Raw genomic sequence first — 20,486 nt, 5'->3', positions numbered from 1 at the left:
TGTCGAAAAAAATGCGTAACTTCGCTTGATAAAAATCAAGCGCAACACAGATGGCATCTAAAAATACATCCTCATCCCCCAACGGACGGCAGAAAGTCCAGCGTTCCAACAGCGACAGTGCGCGCTGGGTCGCAGGATTGCTGCTGCTTTTCATCGGGGTGTTCGCCGCCTCGGCCGTACTGTTCTCGTTTTTTACCTGGGCGGCCGACCAGAGCGGGCTGCTGCTCTCGCCCGAGGAACGTGCCACGCTGGGCGTCGAGCCCGGAAATCTCTGCGGCTGGGCGGGTGCCAGGCTGGGACGCCTGCTGGTCGACAACTCGTTCGGCGTGTCCGGCATTCTGATCCCGGTGATGGTGGTGCTCGTCGGCGTGCGCGTCATCCGCCAGCGCCCGCTGCTGTTCAACCATTCGATCCTCTCGCTTTTCCTCATCCTGATCCTCGGTTCGCTGACGCTGGGCTTCGCCTTCTCGGACAAGTGGAGCCTTTGCAGTTCGACGGGGTGGGGCGGTGCCTTCGGCATCGAGACCGCAGCGCTGCTGCGCACGCATATCGGGGTGCTGGGGACGTTGATCCTGCTGCTGGGCTGCTGGATCCTTACGGGGGTATTCATCAACCGCAATTTCATCAACAAGGTCAACCGTGCGGGCAACGTCATGGTCGATAAGAGCGGCAAGATCGTCGAGATCGTGAAACATAAGGTCGTGCACGCGCACGGGCAACCGTCCGATGCCGCCGGGGATGCGGCTGCCGTATCTGCGGAATCCGCCGGGAATCCCGGGGAGAGGCCTGCCAGGCGGTCGGCCGACACTCCGGCCGTGGAGTCTGCCGTGAAGGCGGAGCCCGAGGTGGTCGTGCGCCGTCCCGAACCCGAACTGGCCGTGCAGCGTCCGGTGCCGGAAATGCCCCGCGCTGTACGTACTCCCGGGCCTGCTGCCGCCGGGCCTGCTGCCGCCGGGACTCCCGCCGCCCCGCAGGCCGCCCGCCGCGATGCGGACGACAATCCGTTCGTGGAACTGGGCCCCGATGGCATGCCCGTTGTGCCCGAAGCCCCGCAGGCGGCAGAGGCCGCCGCATCCGATGACGACGGCGAGTTTACCGAGGTCGACCTGTCGCGCCCCGAAGGCCGGCTGGTGATCGGTCCCAGCGGGCTTGTCGAGCTGGAACGCCCCGCGGTGCGTCCTGCCGCCGGCACTGCTGTCCGGCCTGCTGCGCCCGTGTCCGACGAACCTTTCACCGAATTATCCCTGGGCGGGGAAGACCCCGTCGGGACACCGGCCCCGGCTGCCGGGATGCCCTCTGTTGCCGGGGTGCCCTCCGCTGCCGCTCCTGTATCCGGGGAGCCGCTCCCCGACGGGCCGTTTACCGAGATACCCGTTCCTGCCGGGGGCGTCGTCGTGGCCGTCGAGGCCAACGAAGCCCGCCTGGTCGACGAAAAGGCGATCCCGACCGAGAGCTACGACCCGCTGAAAGACCTCGTGAACTACCACAAGCCGCCCGTGACGCTGCTCGAAGACTATGTTTCCGACTCGGAAGTGAGCGACGAGGAGATTTTCGAGAACAAGACCAAGATCGAGGACACGCTCCGCAATTTCGGCATCCCCATCCAGCGTATCAAGGCTACGGTCGGCCCCACCGTGACGCTCTACGAGATCGTGCAGGCGCAGGGCGTCAAGATCTCGAAGATCCAGGGGCTCGAAAACGACATCGCCCAGAGCCTCAAGGCGCTGGGTATCCGCATCATCGCCCCTATCCCCGGCAAGGGAACCATCGGCATCGAGGTGCCCAACCGCGACAAGCAGGTGGTGTCGATGTACTCCGCCGTGCGTTCGCTGCGTTTCCAGGAGTCGAAGGCCGAGCTCCCGGTGGTGATCGGCCGTACGATCCAGAACGAAAACTATGTCTTCGACCTGGCCAAGATGCCGCACCTGCTAGTGGCCGGCGCCACGGGACAGGGTAAGTCCGTGGGGCTGAACGCCATCATCACCTCGCTGCTCTACCGCAAGCACCCCGCGCAGCTCAAGTTCGTGATGATAGACCCCAAGATGGTCGAGTTCTCGCTCTATGCCAAGATCGAGCGCCATTTCCTCGCCAAGATGGAGTCCGAGGACGATGCCATCATCACCGACCCCAAGAAGGCGGTCTATACGCTCAATTCGCTCTGCACGGAGATGGACAGCCGCCTGGAACTCTGCAAGAAAGCCGGGGCGCGCAACATCGCCGAGTACAACGAGAAATTCACCGCCCGGCGGCTCAGCCCGCTCAACGGGCACCGCTACCTGCCCTATATCGTCGTGGTGGTCGACGAGTTCGCCGACCTGATCATGACCGCCCGCGAGGTCGAGGGGCCCGTCATGCGCCTCGCGCAGAAGGCGCGTGCCGTCGGCATCCACCTGATCATCGCCACGCAGCGCCCCGACGTGAAGGTCATCACGGGCGGTATCAAGGCCAATTTCCCCGCGCGTATCGCCTTCCGCGTGATGCAGATGATCGACTCGCGTACGATCATCGACCAGCCGGGGGCCAACCAGCTTATCGGCCGCGGCGACATGCTCTTCTCGAAGGACGGGGAACTGACCCGTATCCAGTGCGCGCTGGTCGAAACCAAGGAGGTCGAACGCATCGTCGAGTATATATCGAAGCAGCAGGGCTATACTTCGGCCTATTCGCTGCCCGACTATACGCCCGATACGGGCGATTCTTCGGGGAGCATGGGCAGCGAGGACTCCGCCCCCGTGAAATACGATTCACTCTTCGCCGAGATCGCCCGCGACGCCGTTTCGGGCGGCAATATCTCGACCTCGATGATCCAGCGCAACTACGAGGTGGGCTTCAACCGTGCCGGGCGCATCATGATGCAGCTCGAACGTGCCGGCATCGTCGGCCGCCAGCAGGGAGCCAAGCCGCGCGACATCCTTTTCCATGACATGCCCTCGCTCGAAGCCAAGTTGCAGGAGCTGGGCCTATTCTGATGCTGCCATGAAACGACTCCTGTCCCTCCTGTTGCTGCTTTCCGCGATGCAATCCGTCGCCGCAGTCCCGGCCGCTGTCAATGTTCCGGCTGCCGCAAATAATGTCCCGGCCGCCGACCGTGCCGACGCGATCCTGGCCGGGGTCAGCGACGGCTTCCGGGCGCTGGGTGCCTACGGGGTGTCGTTCGAGGTGCGCTCGGACGAATACGTCACGCGCGGGCGCTATGCCGTCGAGGGGGAGAATTATTACCTCGTGCTGGGCGATGCCGAGGTCTACTGCGACGGAGCCGTGCGCTACGAGGTGGACAACCGCCGCCGCGAGGTGACGATCGACGTGGTCGACACCGACAGCCGCAATATCCTCAATAACCCCGTCCATGCCTTCGATTTCCTCGGCAGCGAATACGCCGCGTCGCTCGCCGGCGAGCAGGAGGGCCGTGCCGTGGTGCGGCTGACCCCTGCGCCGGGGAATACCTCCTCGGCGGGCAATATCGTCCTTACGGTCGATACCGCCGCGATGCGTCCCGTGTCGCTCCGCTACGATTACGACGGCGAGCAGGTGCAGGTTTCGGTGCTGGGCATCAAGCCCCTCGAAACGCCGCTCAAGGCCTTTGCGAAAGATAACTACGCCGGGTACGAATTCATAGACTTCCGCTGACCATGTTGCACTGCCGACCCATCATGCTGCTGTTGTTCGTCGCCATCCCCGCGGCGATGCTGGCTGCGGCGCCGGGAAACCCGTCGCCGGCGGGCGGGCATACCCCTGCCGCCGGACATGACCGCCCTGCGGCGGATATGCCCGGTTCGGTTCCCGGAGCCGGAAGCCCGGCCGGGCAACAGCCTTCCGGCACGGCATGGGAGCTTACCTGCGAGCGCGATCTGCTCTATGCGGCGTCTTTCGTAGGGGATTCCATACCGGTGCGGGTGTTCCTCGAATCGGGCGTCTATTTTCCGCTGATCGACAGCGCGCTGGTCTGGTCGCACCCCGGGCTTTTCGAACCCGTCGAACTCGAACGTCCCGTGCGTTTCCGCATGGCCGGCGGCACGGACTATTCGGCCCGCTATAAACTGGCGCCGGGGCTCAGGGTGGGGGATACGCGCAGTTTGCGCGAGAGCTATGTCGTCGACCTCAGGCGACGCAGGCCCTGCGACCTGCTCTACCCGCTCCATACCTTCACGACCGACAGCGTGGCCGCGCCCGGTATTTTCGAGCTCGATGTCCGCCGCGGCATTTTCCGCCCGCTCTCATCCGGGAGCCTGCCGCAGCCCGGCGACGGGTGGGAGGCCTACGAACTGGTGCCCGACGGGCAGTCGGGGATGTTCTGGGTCGTGGATACAGTGCGTTTGTCCGACGACCGGGGACGCAGCCGTGCGATGCCGATGCGGCTGGTCGTCGATCTGGGCAACGCCAACCTGCTGGCACTCTTCGCGTTCAAACCTGAGGTCGGAAAATTCGTGTCACGCGCCCCTGTCGATCTGGTGGAAGGCCGTACGCCGGGCGGAATGACCCTGCGGGTGCTGATGCCCGCCGTCGCCACTTTCATGGGGCGCTACTCCTTCGGCGGGCTGCCCGTCGTGGTGCTCGACAAACCGATGGAACTCCCCGGCGACGGGTTCCTCGGCGTAAAATTCTTCTCCGCCTTCCGGGTGGTTTTCGATTTCCGCCACGGGCGGTTGTGGCTCAGGCAGGCGGACTGACCCCTATTTCCGGTTGAGGTACCAGTAGAGCCCGCCGACGAAGATCCCGCCGCCCGCGATGTTCCCGAGCGTGGCGGGAATCAGGTTTGCGGCGACCATGTCCGCCGCCGTCACCGGGGCGCCCAGCATCATCCCCAGCGGGATGAAGAACATGTTGGCGATGCAGTGCTCGTAGCCGATCACCACGAAGCACATGACCGGGAAAAACAATCCCATCATACGGCCAGCCGCGTCGTCGGCACTCAGCCCGAGCCATACCGCCAGGCATACCAGCCAGTTGGCGCCCACGCCGCGCAGAAATACCGTCAGCCACGGCATCGAAACCTTTGCCTGCGCCACGTTGCAGGCCGCTTCGCGCCACAGCTCCGACGAGAGCATGCCGGGCAGCACCACCAGGAAATAGGCGAAGAAAGCCGCTCCGAGGAAGTTCCCCGCGTATACCAGCCCCCAGTTGCGCAGCACCTTGCCCCATCCGTACCTGCGGCCCAGTGCCCCGGGTACGAGCACGGCGTTGTTGCCCGTGAAGAGCTCCGCCCCGGCGAATACCACCAGGATGAGCCCCAGCGGGAATACCAGCCCCGAAAGCAGGCGCTGGAGGCCGGGCGCTTCGGCCGCTGCGGGGAACCCGAACCCCGCCATCAGCGAGAAGAGGCCGCCCATGGCGATGTATGCGCCGGCCAGGAATGCCAGCAGGAGGGTCTTGCCCGCCGGGAGTTGCATTTTGCCCGTTGCCGACTGCTGAGCCCGCGCGAGTACTTCCTGGGGTGTGTTTATCTGTGCCATGTTCGGGAATAGAGGCCGCAAAGGTAGTGAAACGATCCGGAACGCGCAAGCGGACGCCGTCAGTCTGCCGGGAATTTTTTTTGAGGCCGTCAGATCGCCGGAAAAGGGGCAAAAACGGGGCATCGTTCCGGAAATCTTCCGCGCGGAGGCGATATTTATCGGCTTAAAGTTGCTCAGATCGGAAATAAATCGTATTTTTGTTCGTTAAAAGACTGTAATTTTAAAGAGATAAGATGCTAACTGAAGAAGAAAAGAATGCAGGTTTGACAGGACGTATCATTCCTATCAATATCGAAGAGCAGATGAAGTCGGCGTACATCGACTATTCGATGTCGGTCATCGTGTCGCGTGCGCTTCCCGACGTGCGCGACGGCATGAAGCCCGTGCACCGCCGTATCCTCTACGATATGAGCGCGGAGCTTAACCTCTACTCCGACAAACCGACCCGTAAGTCGGCGCGTATCGTCGGCGACGTGCTCGGTAAGTTCCACCCTCACGGCGACTCGTCGGTCTACGACGCGATGGTGCGTCTGGCGCAGGAGTGGTCGATGCGCTACCCGCTGGTCGACGGCCAGGGTAACTTCGGTTCGATGGACGGCGACTCGCCGGCTGCCATGCGTTATACCGAGGCCCGCATGAAGAAGATCACCGACGAGGTGATGGCCGACATCGACAAGGAGACCGTCGACTGGACGCTCAACTTCGACGATACGATCCCCGAACCCACGGTGCTGCCCACCAAGATCCCGCTGCTGATCGTCAACGGCGCCAGCGGTATCGCCGTCGGTATGGCCACCAACATGGCCCCGCACAACCTCAGCGAGGTGGTCGACGCTTGCTGCGCCTATATCGACAACCCCGAGATCACGGGCGAGGAGATGCTGCATTTCATCAAGGGCCCCGATTTCCCCACGGGCGGTATTATCTACGGCTACGAGGGTGTCCGGGAGGCCATGCTTACGGGCCGCGGCCGCGTCATGATGCGTGCCAAGACCGACATCGAGCATACCCCCAGCGGCCGTGAGTGCATCGTCATCACCGAAATCCCCTACATGATCAACAAGGCCGAGATGATTAAGAAGATCGCCGACATGATCAACGAGAAGAAGATCGACGGCATTTCCTACATCAACGACGAGTCCGACCGTGACGGCCTGCGGATCATCATCATCCTCAAACACGACGCCGTGGCGAGCGTCGTGCTCAACACCCTTTATAAGAATACGCCGCTGCAAACCTCGTTTGCGGTGAACAATATCGCGCTGGTGAACGGCCGTCCGCAGCTGCTGCCGATGCGCGATCTGGTCATGCACTTCGTCAACCACCGCCACGACGTGGTGGTGCGCCGCACGCGTTACGACCTGCGCAAGGCCGAGGAGCGCCTACATATCGTGCTGGGTCTCTTGATCGCACAGGACAACATCGACGAGATCGTGCACATCATCCGTTCGTCGCAGACGCCCGACGCGGCCAAGCAGGCCATGATCGAGCGTTTCGAGCTGAGCGACATCCAGGCTTCGGCCATCATCGAGATGCGCCTGCGCGCCCTGACGGGGCTGGAGTACGGCAAACTGACCGCCGAGCGCGACGATCTTACCAAGCTGATCGCCCACCTGAAGGACGTGCTGGAGAATGTCGGCATGCAGATGCAGATCGTCAAGGACGAACTGCTCGAAATCAAGGAAAAATACGGCGACGAGCGCCGTTCGGAGATCGTCTATGCCTCCGAGGAGTTCAACCCCGAGGATTTCTATGCCGACGACGACATGGTCATCACCATCTCGCACATGGGCTACATCAAGCGCACCCCGCTGGCCGAATACCGCACGCAGAACCGCGGCGGCGTCGGCGCCAAGGGCAGTGCTACGCGTGACGAGGACTTCATCGAGCATATCTACGTGGCTTCGATGCACAATACGATGCTCTTCTTCACCGAGAAGGGGCGCTGCTACTGGCTCAAGGTCTACGAGATCCCCGAGGGCGCACGCTCCTCGAAGGGACGCGCCATCCAGAACGTCATCCAGATCGAACCCGACGACAAGGTTCGCGCCTATATCAACGTCAAGCGCCTGAACGACGCCGAGTATGTGAACAACAACTTCATCATCATGTGTACCAAGGACGGTACGATCAAGAAGACGAAGCTCGAAGCCTACTCGCGCCCGCGCCAGAACGGCGTGAACGCCATCGTCATCCGCGAGGGCGACCAGCTGATCGAGGCCAAGCTCACCAGCGGCAACGCCGAAGTGATGATTGCGGCCCGCGAAGGCAAGGCCATCCGCTTCAACGAGTCGACGGTGCGCCCGATCGGGCGTGTCGGCGCCGGTGTGCGCGGCATCTCGATCGAGGAGTCCGACGAGGTGGTCGGCATGATCTGTGTGGAACCCGATTCGACGCAGGACGTGCTGGTGCTGAGCGAAAACGGTTACGGCAAGCGTACCGACCTCGACGAATACCGCATCACCAACCGCGGCGGTAAGGGTGTGAAGACGATCAACGTGACGGAGAAAACCGGTAAACTTATCTCCATACAGGCCGTTACGGACGACAACGACCTGATGATTATCAACCGTTCGGGACTTACCATACGTACGGCCGTGTCGCAGATCCGCCTGGCGGGTCGTGCCACGCAGGGCGTGCGTATCATCAACCTGCGCGACGGCGATGCCATTGCCTCGGTGATGGCTGTGCCTGCTGCCGGCGATGAAGAAGAAGTACAGTCCGCGGAGGCTGCTGAAAACGGGGGCGCAACGCCCGAAGCAGGACAGCCGGCCGAGGAATAGATGAAATGAATTTGAAAACTTTAAATTAAATTTTGTTATGAAGAAAACATTTTTGACGGCTTTCGCGGCGCTGCTCGTGGCTATCCCTGCCGTGCAGGCGCAGAAAGTCAACAAGAGCGGGCTCCTCACCAAGATCGAGAAGAGCGACGCCGACATCGCCGATGCGAAGAAGAACGCCAAGGCCTCCACGTGGATCAACCGTGGCAAAGCATTGTACGAGGCTGCCGTGGAACCGACGAAGAGCCTCTTCGTCAACATGGACGCCGCGATGCTGAAGCTGGCCGTGGGCGAACCTTCGGCCACCAAGCAGGTGACGCTTCTCAACGTTCCCTACGAAGCGTGGGAGTACCCCTATTTCATCGCCTACATCAAGGACGGCAAGGTCGTTACCTGGACGCAGACCGACTGGGTGCTGAAAGAGGCTCCCGCCATGGCCATCGAGGCTTACAACAAGGCTTACGAGATCGACCCCAAGAGCGCTGCGAAGGCGAAGGACGGGTTGCAGCAGATCAGCGATTTCTGTTCGCAGGTTGGTAACACGGGTATCGACACGGGCGAGTACGTTGCCGCCGCCGATGCCTATGCCACGGCTTTCCGGGCACAGTCGAGCCCCGCTTACGGCGCAGCCGCAGATCCCGCGCTGCTCTACTATGCCGGTTACCTGCGCACAGTGGACGGTTCGGCGCACCCCTCGTCGTTCGGACAGGGTGCCGAGTACCTCAAGAAAGCGATCGACCTGGGGTATACCGACGAGGAGGGTAACATCTACTACTACCTCTTCCACTGCTATTACGGCCTGAAGAACGTCAGCCAGGACAACGTCATGCTGGCCAAGGACGCCCTGATCACGGGTATCGGGAAATTCCCGAAGAACGAGCGTATCCTCGACGGCCTGATGCAGCTTTACACGGCCGAAGAGGGCGTGGGCGACCCTGCCGACCTGGTAACGCTGATCGACTCGGCCATTGCCGACAACCCCGAGAACGTAGACCTCTGGTTCGGCCGCGGCCGTATCTTCTATGCGCTGAAAAACTACGACGAGAGCATCGCATCGTTCAAGAAGGTCGTGGAGCTGAAGCCCGACCTGTTCGAAGGCAATTATTACCTGGGCGTGTTCTACACGATCAAGGCCGACGAGATGAACAAGGTGATGAACGAGAAGCAGTACAGCAGCCAGACTGCCTACGATACCGACCTGAAGGAGGTGAATGCGGTCTATATGGAGGCGGTGCCCTGGTTCGAAAAGGCATACGAGCTGAAGAAGGACGACGTCAACACGCTCGACTTCCTCAAGTCGATCTGCTTCCGCCTGCGCGACGAGGAGGGTATGATGGACAAGTACAACAAGTACAATACCCTGCTCAAGGAAGCCAAAGGCGAAGAGTAATTCCCTGCGGGGGCGGCGCTGCCGCCCTGCGCTTACAGGAATCCCGGCTCCGCATTTCGGAGCCGGGATTTTTCATGCGCCGATGCGCCTGTCGTGATGTCCGTGCCGTCGTGTTTGTAGGGTAATATCCGTGCAAGACGTCTGTGCAAATCCTGTGCGGCATCCGTGCGAAATGCCTGTGCTGTTGTGCCGATCTCCGGGCATTCTGCCTGTGGCGCGACCCGCGCTTCAAGGTTTCCGGATGTCGAAGCCCAACTGCCGGAGCATCCCTTCGTGGTCGAGGCAAAAGCGTTTCATCAGCAGGTAATGCGGCGTCTGCCCCAGTTCGGTGAGTTGCAGTCCGTTGTCCGCGATCTCGTAGATGTCGGCGCCGGGGTAGGCCATGACGATAGGCGAGTGGGTGCTGACGATGAACTGCGATCCGCTTTCCACGAGTTGTTTTATCCGGCACAGCATATACATCTGCCGCGACGGCGAGAGGGCGGCCTCGGGCTCGTCGAAGATATAGAGCCCGTTCCCGCGGAGCCTGTGTTCGAGCAGGCTCAGGAAGCTTTCGCCGTGCGATTGCCTGTGGAGCGACTTGTCGCCGTAATAGCGGTGTATGCCGTCGGCTATCTGGTCGATTTCGGTGGCGACGTTGTAGAAACTCTCGGCACGCAGGAAATAGCCGTCGCGCGGCTGCAACCCGCGTCCGAGCACGAGGTTCCCGTATAGCGGGGAATGAGTCTCTCGCGTTGCGAACCGAAAGTTCTTCGACCCGCCCTCGGCATTGAATCCCGCTTTTACGGCGATGGCTTCCAGCAGCGTCGATTTGCCCATGCCGTTCTCGCCCACGATGAACGTCACCGGGCGGCGGAACCGCAATCCGCTGAACCCCGCCAGCGCGGGCACCGTATAGGGGTATTCGTGCGGCAAATCTCCGGTCTCTTTCAGCCGGATGTATTTGATGTAGAGTGTCGTTTCGGATAAGGTCATGGCTTGGTGTTTGGATCCCGTCCCGCTAATTTAGTGATTTCCCCCGGATATGCGGCCTGTTATCGCAGGAAACCTTTCAGGTGCCGGACGTTGCCTCTCCCGGGCCGTTCCGGCCTCTCCCTGCCCGGGGATTCACCGTCCCTCCCTTATGCGCCGGCTTTGCGGTAGATCGTCCGCAGGCTGTGCGTCATGAAGTATTGCAGTACGCCGCGCAGGAACATGTACAGCGTGAAGGCCAGCCACAGGGCGTTGTTGCCTATTACCGTATATCCGATATAGAAGATGCCGAAATAGGCTGCCGTAGCCCAGAACATCGAGTTGCGCATGACGCGCGTCTGCGTGGCGCCCACCATGATGCCGTCCATGATGAAGGGCATGGCGCTGGCTACGGGGATCAGGATGATCCATACGATATACCGTCCGGCGACCTCCACGATCGTCGCGGCGTTTGCGGCCGAATCGTCGATGAACAGCCCCACCAGGTCGCGCCACCAGACGATGTAGATTCCCACGAACAGTACCGACACGGCCGTGCCCCATGCGATGCAGCGCCGCAGGCAGTCGCGCAGCGCCCTTACGTCCCGGGCGCCGATGAACCGTCCGGTCAGCGCTTCGGCGGCATATGCGAAGCCGTCGTTCATGTACGAGAAGAGCGTGAAGAGCTGCAACAGCAGGGTGTTCACGGCCAGCAGCACCGGGTCTTCCATGCGGGCCGAAGCCCCCGTGAAGAAGGTGTAGACCGCCACGATGCAGAGCGTACGCAGCATGATGTCGCGGTTGACGATGAAGAAGGTTTTGAGCGGTTTCATGTCGAATACCTCGGCCCAGTCGATGCCCGTCAGCACCTTGCGGTAGCGCAGCATGAGCAGCAGCAGCGAAAGTCCCACGCCCGTCCACTGTGCGATCACCGAGGCGTAGGCGATGCCGACGATCCCCATGTCCATGCCGAAGGCGAACCAAAGGCTGCACAAGACATGCACCGCGTTGACCGAAATAGCCGTGAACATCGGTATCATGGCATTCTGCATACCCGTGAACCAGCCGTTGAACCCGAACAGGAGGATGCCCGCCGGTACGGCCCAGATGCGAGCGTAGAAATATTCGCGCGTCATTTCGTTGCCGTTCAGTCCCCACAGGGCCAGCTCGCCCAGCGGGTATTGCAGGGCGAGCATCAGCAATCCCATGCCTGCCGCCACGACCAGCGCCCTTACGAGCATGTTGGTGCATTCGCGGAAATTCCCGGCGCCGAACGCCTGTGCCGTGAGTCCGCTGGTTCCCATGCGCACGAACGAGCAGTTCCAGTAGATGAAGTTGAAGATCGACACCCCGATGGCCAGTGCGCCGATCGTCGCCGCCGAATCTGCGCCCCAGTGCCCGGCGATGGCCGTCGACACGATTCCCATCAGCGGCACGGTGATGTTCGAGACTATATTCGGGAGCGCGATGCGCAGTATTTCGCGGTTCATGTTCATAGGTGCGGGGCGGAGATTGTCCGGCAACCCCTGCCGGACGTCGTTTATGGGTGCAAAGATAAGGCAAAAGCGGCGAATTTGTAACGGCCCCTGTCTTTTATCGCCAAATCGGGTCTGCAATATGCCGTAATCCCGAAAAATGGATTACCTTTGCCCCACAAACTCATTTAAATACGTATGAAAGACAACAAAAACGACTCGACCACGGTACTTTCGCGTTTCGGACGCGACAAGCGCCAGCGTACCGTGACTGCTACGGCGGAGCGTGTCGAGCGTCGCCCGCGTTTACAGCGTGATGCTGCCGATTCGGAGCAACCGTCCAGCGAGGGGCCCCGTGAGCGGGCCTCCTACAATCCCCATTTCACGGCGGACAATCGCCCTGCATTCGACAAACCGCGCCGCCAGTTCGGCGACAAACCGGCTTACGGCGAGCGTAAGTCCGGCGATAAACCCCGTTACGAACACCGCGACGGCGACAAACCGCGCCGCCAGTTCGGCGACAAACCGGCTTACGGCGAGCGTAAGTCCGGCGATAAACCCCGTTACGAGCACCGCGACGGCGACAAACCGCGCCGCCAGTACGGTGACAAGCCCGCCTATGGCGAACGCAAATTCGGCGACAAGCCCCGCTACGAAAACCGCGACGGCGACAAACCGCGCCGTCAGTACGGTGACAAGCCCGCCTATGGCGAGCGCAAATTCGGCGACAAGCCCCGCTACGAGCACCGCGACGGCGACAAACCGCGCCGCCAGTATGGCGACAAGCCCGCCTACGGCGAACGCAAGTTCGGGGATAAGAAATTCGGCGACCGTAAATTCGGCGACAAACCCTATAAGCCGGGGCCGAGGAAGCACGACGACAAACCGGCGTCCTACCCGAAATTCACGCCCGAAAAGCAGGTCGGCGAAATGCGCCTGAACCGTTTCCTCGCACAGTCGGGCCTCTGCTCGCGCCGCGAGGCCGACGATTTCATCACTGCGGGCCTCGTTACGGTCAACGGCCAGATCGTCACCCAGCTGGGCACCAAGGTGCTTCCCACCGACGAGGTGAAATTCAACGACAGCCGCGTGCAGGGCGAGAAGAAGGTCTACCTCGTGCTCAACAAGCCCAAGGGTTATGTCACGTCGCTCGACGACCCCCATGCCGGCAAGACCGTCATGGATTTGGTCGAAGGTGCCTGCACGGAGCGCATCTACCCCGTAGGCCGTCTGGACAAGAACAGCCTCGGGTTGCTGCTTTTCACCAACGACGGCGACCTTACGAAGCAGCTCACGCACCCCTCGTACCTGAAAAAGAAAATCTACCAGGTGACGCTCGACAAGCCCCTGGCGCGTGCCGATATGGATCGCATCGCCGAGGGCATCACGCTCGAAGACGGCGAAATCTTCGCCGACGAAATTTCCTATGTCAAGGAGAACAAACAGGAGATCGGCATCGAGATACACTCCGGCCGCAACCGTATCGTGCGCCGTATTTTCGAATTCCTGGGCTACACGGTCACCAAGCTCGACCGGGTCTACTACGCCGGCCTGACCAAGAAGAACCTCAAGCGCGGAGCCTGGCGTTTCCTCTCCCGCGAGGAGGTCGAACGGCTCAAGTCCGGCCAGTACGAATAAGTCCCTGCATCCGGTCTTTGCCCGGAGGGATAAGAGGATACAATCAGAAGGAGGCTCCTGTCGAGGGAACCTCCTTCTGTTTTAGCTGTGATAATCCCGGCATATCCGGGTGGTTGCGGGATGTCCCCGTATTCCTGCGGTATGGCGGCGATTCCGGTGCGCCCGGAAAACCCCGGCCTTCCGCGCGGCGGGCGCGTATGGTGGCGGGTTCTGCATATCATGCTATACCTGCGGCACCCGGCCGCCGTCGTTTCCTATCCGCCGTCGTTCCCGGCTTCTGCCGTCTTCCGGGCGCCGCCGTTTCTTGTCCGCCGCTGTCTCCTGGCCTCTGCCGTCTCCTGTCCGCCATGCCGCCGGGCAAAAACTGCCTGCCGCCTTGTCAGTGGGTCGCCTTATACCAGCCTGTGTGCTGGATATTGTTCACCACGATCCCGCTCGTGCTCGGCGCGCTGGTCGAAATGCCCGAATAGGTTGTGATCGGCCGCTTGCCGCCCGAATAGAAATACTCCGTATGCAGCCGGTAGCGTTCGGGGACGGTGCGCCCGAGCTGTTCGTCGAATTCCTTTAGCAGGGCGGTGTCGTCGCACAACTGGTAGACGTAATCCGCCAGGTCGTAGAACCGCGTCGGGTCGTAGAGGTACTCGTATTGCTGCAACGGTTTCTCCGGGTCGGGGATGTACGCGGGCGATGCATTGTTGATGAGGCGCATCACTTCGGCCATCTTATCCACCTGGTCGCATACCGTCACGGCGATCGCCCCGCAGTTATAGTTCGGGGCCTCGTATTGCTCGTAGAATTCGTAGAAACTCCGGCATACGCCGTCCAGGTCGTATCCCGTGCCGCCGTCGGTGAACAGGTAGGGCATCACCAGGTCGTAAGGATAACCGTAGGCCATCACCTCGCAGGGCGAGGCGATCAGGTGTCTGGTGATTTTGCGTAGGTCGTACGCCACCTCGATCGACGACATGAAACAGTCGTCGAAGAGGATGTATTCGAACCGGATTCCTGCGGCCGTTATCGCCTCGGCGAAGGTCGTCGTGTTGGTACACCGCGAACCGCCGTCGCCGAACCAGCGGGTGAACTGCCCGTCGGGCGAAACGTATTCCCAGTGCCATTTCTCGGGGACGGTTGTCGCCGTCGGTTCCGTGCCGGCCTTCGCGTCGGCAGCGCTCCGGCCCGAGCCCGATGCGGGGATCCACGCCATGCCGTGCGACCCGATCGTGATGCCGTAGCGTTCGGCGGGTGCGGTCTGCTTGATGTAGTCGAAAATCCCGGTGATGGTCTCGGCCTGCGTCACGTTGAGGTCTTCGTACGTGCGCAGCTCCGTTTCGCGGCACTCTCCGTTGTCGTAGTACAGCTCTCTGAGCGTACCTTTCGTCGTGCTCGTTTGTAGGAACAGCAGCAGGCGGCTGTCATGCAGGATGTTTCCTGCCACGGCTTTCTTCACGTCCTCGATGTTCTGGAGGAAATGCGTGTACAGGTTCCCCGACCACGGCAGGTACATGACGACCGTCTGGGGTGCGACGGTCGGGCTCTGCACTACGGTGACCGTGGCCTCGGCCTTCCCCGACGACAGGCGCAGCGCCATGCTGCCCAGCGCCTTTCGCCGGGTCGTCGTATTGTCGTCCTGCGCCCTCACCGTTACCGTCGTCTCCCCGCGGCCGCCTTGGGTAGGGGAGACGTCGAAGCCGCTTCCCTCCGTGGTGAGCGACCACGCTTCGGTCGACGACACTGTGAATGCCGCTTCCGAACCCGCCGTGCTGCGCAATACCACTTCGTCTTGCGTCGTGGTCAGCCCTGCGCGTTCCTCTGTTTTTTCGCACCCGGCGAGCAGCGCCACTGCCAGCAGCAGGCTCAGCGTGCGCCGGATTATTTGTAGGTACGGGGTTTTAGGTTGTTGAATTGCCATGTGCGGTCACGTTTATAGGTATATCCTTCGGGCTTGTTCCAGTATACGCGGCCGAAGTCGTAATAGAGCCCTTTGCGTTTCTTGTCGCCGACCATCCGGGGCGCCGTGAAGGGGATGAATTCCACCGTACGGCTGATGATGCGGCTCTTGCCGTAGGTGTAACCCTCCGATGCCATCACGTCGAGCGCATGGTCGAACATCAGGATATGGCGCGGGGTCTTCTGCGTGAGGGCATCCCCCGAATCCTCGATCGCGCGGAGCACCCCCTTCACCTTGTTGTAATACATCTTCTCCTGCAGCTTGTTGCCCAGCGCCCCGTGGGCATAGGCCATCAGGTTCAGGATCTTGGGGCTGAACGGGTCGCGGGCGAGCGCATCTTCGCCCACGTAGAGCATCGCGTCGAGCGTTTCGGCCAGCGGGTTGTCGGGGTCGAGCCCCGATGCCAGCATCAGCAGCTTGTCCAGGTCGGGGTTCGCCTCCATCGGTTTGTAGCTCTCCTGGTGGGCGTAGCCGTAGTAGAGGTAGTGGTAATCCTCGTCGGTGAGCGTCTCGTCGCCCGCGTTGTAGCGCATCATCAGCGATGTGTAGTAGAACGGCGAATCGGGGTCGGACGTCTTGGCGACGATGTCCTCCTCGACGGGGACTTTCGCCGCGGCCAGCGCCGGGAGCAGGAGCAATGTCAGCAGTAAATTTTTCATATTCGTATTTTAGGCACTAACGCTCAAATCAGCGCAAATCGTATTCCGCGATCAGTTTGCGGAACTTTTCGCGCAGCGCCCCCGAACCTTCGACGAGCGGCAGCCGCATCGTCGGGCCGATTATGCCCATTTCGGCCAGTGCGCACTTCACCCCCACGGGGTTGCCCTCTTCGAACAGGGCATGTACCGCTTCGTCGAGGCATTCGTATGCCTTTTCCGCACGGTCGAACTCCCCGGCCTTGGCGTAGTTCACACACTCCATGAACCGCTTGGGAAAAGCGTTCGCGGCCACCGAGATCACGCCGTCGCCGCCGCGGCGCATCAGCTCGAGCGTCATGCCGTCGTCGCCCGACAGCACGATGAACCCTTCGGGGCGCCGGTCGAGGATGTGCTGCATCTGTTCGATGTCGCCCGATGCCTCCTTGATGCCGATCACGTTCTTCATCCCGCGAGCCAGTCGCAGCGTCGTCTCGGCCGTCATGTTGACGCCCGAGCGTCCCGGGATGTTGTAGAGGATCACCGGCAGCGGCGAGTGCTCCGACACGGTGCGGAAATGCTGGTACAAGCCCTCCTGCGAGGGCTTGTTGTAGTAGGGCGTAACGCTCAGGATGGCGTCGGCGCCCCGCAGGTCGAATTCGCGCAGCTGATCCAGTACCTCCGACGTCGAATTGCCGCCGCAGCCCATTACCAGCGGTACGCGTCCCGCGATGTGGTTGGTGATGAACATGGCTATCACGGCGCGTTCGGGCATGTAGAGCGTCGGCGTTTCGGCCGTGGTGCCCAACGCCACGATGTAGTCCACGCCGCCTTCGATCACATAGTCGATCATGCATGCCAGCGCCTGGTAGTCGACTTTTCCTTCGGGTGTAAAGGGGGTTATCATGGCGGCCCCCACGCCGCAGAGCTTGTGTCGTATCATATGATTCTGTTTGGCATTATGTAGTTTTTTATGCGTATTCCTTTTCCGCGGGGCTCAGAACAACTCGCCTTGTTGGACGGGTTCGCCGTCCCCGCCTTCCGTCGCGGCCGGGGCGCCATTGTTCCTGCCTCCGGTATTTGCCGTTGTTGCGCTGTCGGCTTCCGTCCCGTTTGCCGCCGGGGCTTCCTGCCCGCCGACCATGGCGATGAACTCCTCTTCGGAAATGATCTTCACGCCCAGCTTCTCCGCTTTCCTGAGCTTCGCCGGGCCCATGTTGTCGCCCGCCACGATGTAATCGACGTTGGCCGATACGGCCGCGAGGTTCCTGCCTCCGTGCATTTCGATCAGCTCCTTCATTTCGTCGCGGCTGCGCGAGAACTTGCCCGACACCACGAAACTGCGGCCTGCGAGCGACTCCGACGCCAGCTCCCGCGCCTCCTCCTCGAACTTCAGCCCCGCGGCACGCAGGCGGCGGATGATGGCGTGGTTCTGCTCGTCGGCGAAATATTCGATGATCGCGTCGGCGATGCGCCCGCCCACCTCGTCGGCCTGGGTCAGCTCCTCGCGCGTGGCCCGCATCACGGCGTCGAGCGAGCGGAAATGCTCCGCGAGGTATTTGGCCGTCGTTTCGCCCACGAAGCGGATGCCGAGTCCGAACAGCACGCGGCGGAACGGCACCTCGACCGATCCGCGGATGCTGCGTATGATGTTGTCGGCCGACTTCTCGCCCAGCCGCGGCAATTCCGCTAGCTGTCCGGCCTTCAGGTCGTACAGGTCAGCCACGTCGTGCACCAGCCCGTTTTCATAGAGCAGTTCCACGGTCTCCTCGCCCAGCCCCTCGATGTCCATCGCCTTGCGGCGGATGAAATGGATGATGCGTCCGACGATCTGCGGCGGGCATCCCCCCTGGTTGGGGCAGTAGTGCTTCGCCTCGCCCTCGTAGCGCACCAGCGGCGTGCCGCATTCGGGGCATACGGTGATGTATTCGAACGGTTTGCTGTCCGCAGGCCGCTGCGAGAGGTCTACCCCCGTGATCTTGGGGATGATCTCGCCGCCCTTCTCGACGTATACCATGTCGCCCGGGCGGATGTCCAGCAGGGCCATCTGCTCGGCGTTGTGCAGCGTCGCACGCCGCACGGTCGTCCCGGCCAGCAGCACCGGTTCGAGGTTCGCCACAGGCGTTATGGCCCCCGTGCGTCCCACCTGGAACGACACGCTGTCCAGCCGCGTGAGCGCCTGCTCGGCCTTGAACTTGTAGGCCACGGCCCATTTCGGGGCCTTGGCCGTGAATCCCAGCTGCCGCCTTACGGCGAAGTTGTTGACCTTGATCACCACGCCGTCTGTCGGGAAGGGCAGGGCATGGCGCCCCTCGTCCCAGTGTGCGATGTAGGCGTCGATCTGCTCCGCAGTGCGGCATATGCGCGCCGCGTCCGAGACTTTGAATCCCCACTCGCGGGCTTTCTGCAGGCTTTCCCAGTGGTTCGTGAAGGGCAGGTCGTCGCCCGCCAACTGGTAGAGCGTGCAGTCCAGGCCGCGGCGTGCGACCACCGACGACGCCTGCTGCTTGAGCGTCCCCGCCGCGGCGTTGCGCGGGTTTGCGAAGAGCGTCTCCCCGGCCGCCTCGCGCTCGGCGTTGATTTTGTCGAACGAGGCGTAGGGCATCAGGATCTCGCCCCGTATTTCGAAGTAGGGCGGCCAGTCGTCGCCCCTCAGGCGCAGGGGAACCGTGCGCACCGTACGTACGTTGGCCGTCACGTCGTCGCCCTGCGTGCCGTCGCCGCGCGTCACGGCACGCAGCAGCCGCCCGTCCTCGTAGGTGAGCGATATGGCCGTGCCGTCGAATTTCAGTTCGCAGACGAACTCCGTTGGCCCTGCCTCCTTTTCGATGCGGGCGATGAATTCATGCAGTTCGTCGAGCGAATAGGTGTTGCCGAGCGAAAGCATCGGGAACCGGTGCTTTACGCTCCGGAACTCCGACGTGATGTCGCTCCCGACACGCACCGAGGGCGAATTGGGGTCGGACAGTTCGGGGTGCGCCCGTTCCAGATCCTGCAATTCGCGCATCATCGTGTCGAATTCGAAGTCGGAGATCTCAGGGGCGTTTTCGACGTAATATCTGAAGTTATGGTACTCGAGCTGCCGCCGCAGCTCTTCGACTCTCTCGCGTATCATAATATAAGTATAACCTGCGTAAAGGTACGTATTTTGTTTATAACATCCTGCAAATTCAAAAAAAATGCAAAAAAAAATTACGGATGTGGTGCGATATGTAAATTTTGCTTATAATTGCAGAAAATTTCCAAGCATTACTATGGCTAAACAGAATACGACGAAGAAACATATCGTAACGAGCTTTCACAACTTGACTCCCGAACTGCAGGATGCCGTAAAGGAAAAATACCCGCTGGGGTTCACCGAAGCGATGATGCGCGTGGACAAACCCAACGGCGATTTTTTCTATGCCGTGCCGTTCGATACCGACGAGATCGCCTATATGGTGAAGATCGACGTGAAGATCGACGACAATGCGCAGGAGGAGGACGACAAGGATTACTACGACGACGAAATCAAGGGCGCCGACGAAATCCAGGACGACGCCAATTCCGACGACGGCGGCGGCGACTCCGACGACGACGTGAATATCTGATCCGGCCATGCTGCGCTTTATCCCTGTTCTCGCTCTGTTGCTGTTCACGGCCTGCGGCCTTGCTGAGAACGAGCAGGATGATAAGAACAAGCGTATTTATATCACCTTCGCAGATCCCGCCTTCGAACGATTCTGTCTCGGAATGTTCGATTTGGATCACGACGGACGCATTTCGCGCTACGAGGCGCAGCGCGTCCTGGCGATGGATTGCTCCGGCCGCAACATCTCCGCGATGTGGGAGATCGGCGAGTTTTCCCGCCTGCGCGAGCTCGATTGCAGCGGCAATAATCTCACGCGGCTCGACCTGCGCAAATGCCCCGACCTGCAAAAGCTCGATTGCGGCGACAACGAAATCACGTCGCTCGACATCGACGGCCTGCGCGGGCTTACGCAGTTGGACTGTGCCGAAAACCTGCTCGCACGCCTCGACCTGAAATCCAACTCTTCCCTGCGCTCGCTCGATTGCCGCGGCAACCTGCTGGTGACGCTCGACCTGACCCCCTGCTCGGGGCAGTTGCAGGCCGACACGCGCGACAATCCTTTCCTTACGACCGTCTATTGCCTCGCTTCGCAGGGCGTCGACCGCAACGGGCCGACCGAGGTGGTCGTCCGCTGACCGCCCCCCCCCG

At 61.4% G+C, this 20,486-nt stretch carries 15 protein-coding genes; 8 read left to right on the top strand and 7 right to left on the bottom strand.

Going from position 1 to position 20,486, the window contains the following annotated elements; translation table 11 throughout:
• The first annotated feature begins 50 nt into the window (after nucleotides 1-50).
• The 3 genes from B3C38_RS07245 to B3C38_RS07235 are packed head-to-tail and all read left to right on the top strand — an operon-like array spanning nucleotide 51 to nucleotide 4,667.
• Complete coding sequence (locus tag B3C38_RS07245) at nucleotides 51-2,969, top strand: FtsK/SpoIIIE family DNA translocase (protein ID WP_286726441.1); 2,919 nt, start codon at nucleotides 51-53, stop codon at nucleotides 2,967-2,969.
• 7 nt (nucleotides 2,970-2,976) lie between these two features.
• Nucleotides 2,977-3,627: a hypothetical protein gene (locus B3C38_RS07240; protein ID WP_022332191.1), complete on the top strand. Its 651-nt coding sequence runs from the start codon at nucleotides 2,977-2,979 to the stop codon at nucleotides 3,625-3,627.
• 2 nt (nucleotides 3,628-3,629) lie between these two features.
• Nucleotides 3,630-4,667, top strand: coding sequence for a hypothetical protein (locus B3C38_RS07235; protein WP_286726439.1), 1,038 nt, complete (start codon nucleotides 3,630-3,632; stop codon nucleotides 4,665-4,667).
• Nucleotides 4,668-4,670: 3 nt separating this feature from the next.
• On the opposite strand, the gene B3C38_RS07230 is transcribed toward B3C38_RS07235, so the two are convergent.
• On the bottom strand, nucleotides 4,671-5,450 hold the full coding sequence (locus tag B3C38_RS07230) for a formate/nitrite transporter family protein (protein ID WP_286726438.1): 780 nt from the start codon (nucleotides 5,448-5,450) through the stop codon (nucleotides 4,671-4,673).
• A gap of 233 nt (nucleotides 5,451-5,683) precedes the next feature.
• Here B3C38_RS07230 and gyrA point away from each other — a divergent pair, with 233 nt between their 5' ends.
• Nucleotides 5,684-8,233, top strand: a complete 2,550-nt coding sequence (gene gyrA / locus B3C38_RS07225) for a DNA gyrase subunit A (RefSeq protein ID WP_286726437.1) — start codon at nucleotides 5,684-5,686, stop codon at nucleotides 8,231-8,233.
• A gap of 37 nt (nucleotides 8,234-8,270) precedes the next feature.
• Nucleotides 8,271-9,620, top strand: a complete 1,350-nt coding sequence (locus B3C38_RS07220; RefSeq protein ID WP_055202996.1) for a tetratricopeptide repeat protein — start codon at nucleotides 8,271-8,273, stop codon at nucleotides 9,618-9,620.
• Between the two features lie 228 nt (nucleotides 9,621-9,848).
• Here B3C38_RS07220 and B3C38_RS07215 read toward each other — a convergent pair whose 3' ends face one another.
• The gene (locus tag B3C38_RS07215) at nucleotides 9,849-10,595 is read right to left on the bottom strand and encodes an AAA family ATPase (protein WP_286726436.1); all 747 of its coding nucleotides are present in this window, start codon (nucleotides 10,593-10,595) and stop codon (nucleotides 9,849-9,851) included.
• Between the two features lie 146 nt (nucleotides 10,596-10,741).
• The gene (locus tag B3C38_RS07210) at nucleotides 10,742-12,067 is read right to left on the bottom strand and encodes an MATE family efflux transporter (RefSeq protein WP_286726435.1); all 1,326 of its coding nucleotides are present in this window, start codon (nucleotides 12,065-12,067) and stop codon (nucleotides 10,742-10,744) included.
• Between the two features lie 177 nt (nucleotides 12,068-12,244).
• Between B3C38_RS07210 and B3C38_RS07205 the strand changes: the two genes are divergently transcribed.
• On the top strand, nucleotides 12,245-13,684 hold the full coding sequence (locus B3C38_RS07205; RefSeq protein ID WP_286726434.1) for a pseudouridine synthase: 1,440 nt from the start codon (nucleotides 12,245-12,247) through the stop codon (nucleotides 13,682-13,684).
• 379 nt (nucleotides 13,685-14,063) lie between these two features.
• Here B3C38_RS07205 and B3C38_RS07200 read toward each other — a convergent pair whose 3' ends face one another.
• From B3C38_RS07200 to ligA, 4 genes are read right to left on the bottom strand one after another with little or no spacing between them, the layout of a single operon-like run.
• Nucleotides 14,064-15,593 carry a clostripain-related cysteine peptidase gene (locus B3C38_RS07200; protein WP_286726432.1) on the bottom strand — a complete coding sequence of 510 codons (1,530 nt, stop codon included), beginning with the start codon at nucleotides 15,591-15,593 and terminating at the stop codon, nucleotides 14,064-14,066.
• On the bottom strand, nucleotides 15,554-16,291 hold the full coding sequence (locus B3C38_RS07195) for a DUF4919 domain-containing protein (RefSeq protein ID WP_018697281.1): 738 nt from the start codon (nucleotides 16,289-16,291) through the stop codon (nucleotides 15,554-15,556). The genes B3C38_RS07200 and B3C38_RS07195 overlap by 40 nt, the downstream gene beginning before the upstream one ends.
• A 28-nt stretch (nucleotides 16,292-16,319) precedes the next feature.
• Nucleotides 16,320-17,210, bottom strand: coding sequence for a 4-hydroxy-tetrahydrodipicolinate synthase (gene dapA / locus B3C38_RS07190; RefSeq protein WP_070102171.1), 891 nt, complete (start codon nucleotides 17,208-17,210; stop codon nucleotides 16,320-16,322).
• A 54-nt stretch (nucleotides 17,211-17,264) separates the two neighbouring features.
• The gene (gene ligA / locus B3C38_RS07185) at nucleotides 17,265-19,382 is read right to left on the bottom strand and encodes an NAD-dependent DNA ligase LigA (RefSeq protein WP_286726431.1); all 2,118 of its coding nucleotides are present in this window, start codon (nucleotides 19,380-19,382) and stop codon (nucleotides 17,265-17,267) included.
• 139 nt (nucleotides 19,383-19,521) lie between these two features.
• Here ligA and B3C38_RS07180 point away from each other — a divergent pair, with 139 nt between their 5' ends.
• Entirely contained in the window at nucleotides 19,522-19,857 is a 336-nt protein-coding gene (locus tag B3C38_RS07180) for a hypothetical protein (protein ID WP_018697278.1), read from the top strand.
• Nucleotides 19,858-19,864: 7 nt separating this feature from the next.
• Nucleotides 19,865-20,473 carry a leucine-rich repeat domain-containing protein gene (locus B3C38_RS07175; protein WP_055212216.1) on the top strand — a complete coding sequence of 203 codons (609 nt, stop codon included), beginning with the start codon at nucleotides 19,865-19,867 and terminating at the stop codon, nucleotides 20,471-20,473.
• Nucleotides 20,474-20,486: the final 13 nt, after the last annotated feature.

This window comes from Alistipes sp. UBA1686 (genome assembly GCF_002320215.1).
GTDB classification, from domain to species: domain Bacteria; phylum Bacteroidota; class Bacteroidia; order Bacteroidales; family Rikenellaceae; genus Alistipes; species Alistipes onderdonkii.
The sequence above is the reverse complement of the archived record's forward strand: the minus strand, read 5'-3'. Positions and strand labels throughout refer to the sequence as shown.

Bases quoted from the DNA above. Each gene is read 5' to 3' on its own strand.
- B3C38_RS07220 (WP_055202996.1), top strand. From the start codon at position 8,271: ATGAAGAAAACATTTTTGACGGCTTTCGCGGCGCTGCTCGTGGCTATC.
- ligA (WP_286726431.1), bottom strand. From the start codon at position 19,382: ATGATACGCGAGAGAGTCGAAGAGCTGCGGCGGCAGCTCGAGTACCAT.
- B3C38_RS07240 (WP_022332191.1), top strand. From the start codon at position 2,977: ATGAAACGACTCCTGTCCCTCCTGTTGCTGCTTTCCGCGATGCAATCC.
- B3C38_RS07180 (WP_018697278.1), top strand. From the start codon at position 19,522: ATGGCTAAACAGAATACGACGAAGAAACATATCGTAACGAGCTTTCAC.
- B3C38_RS07245 (WP_286726441.1), top strand. From the start codon at position 51: ATGGCATCTAAAAATACATCCTCATCCCCCAACGGACGGCAGAAAGTC.
- B3C38_RS07205 (WP_286726434.1), top strand. From the start codon at position 12,245: ATGAAAGACAACAAAAACGACTCGACCACGGTACTTTCGCGTTTCGGA.
- B3C38_RS07210 (WP_286726435.1), bottom strand. From the start codon at position 12,067: ATGAACATGAACCGCGAAATACTGCGCATCGCGCTCCCGAATATAGTC.
- B3C38_RS07235 (WP_286726439.1), top strand. From the start codon at position 3,630: ATGTTGCACTGCCGACCCATCATGCTGCTGTTGTTCGTCGCCATCCCC.
- B3C38_RS07230 (WP_286726438.1), bottom strand. From the start codon at position 5,450: ATGGCACAGATAAACACACCCCAGGAAGTACTCGCGCGGGCTCAGCAG.
- B3C38_RS07200 (WP_286726432.1), bottom strand. From the start codon at position 15,593: ATGGCAATTCAACAACCTAAAACCCCGTACCTACAAATAATCCGGCGC.
- dapA (WP_070102171.1), bottom strand. From the start codon at position 17,210: ATGATACGACACAAGCTCTGCGGCGTGGGGGCCGCCATGATAACCCCC.
- gyrA (WP_286726437.1), top strand. From the start codon at position 5,684: ATGCTAACTGAAGAAGAAAAGAATGCAGGTTTGACAGGACGTATCATT.
- B3C38_RS07175 (WP_055212216.1), top strand. From the start codon at position 19,865: ATGCTGCGCTTTATCCCTGTTCTCGCTCTGTTGCTGTTCACGGCCTGC.
- B3C38_RS07215 (WP_286726436.1), bottom strand. From the start codon at position 10,595: ATGACCTTATCCGAAACGACACTCTACATCAAATACATCCGGCTGAAA.
- B3C38_RS07195 (WP_018697281.1), bottom strand. From the start codon at position 16,291: ATGAAAAATTTACTGCTGACATTGCTCCTGCTCCCGGCGCTGGCCGCG.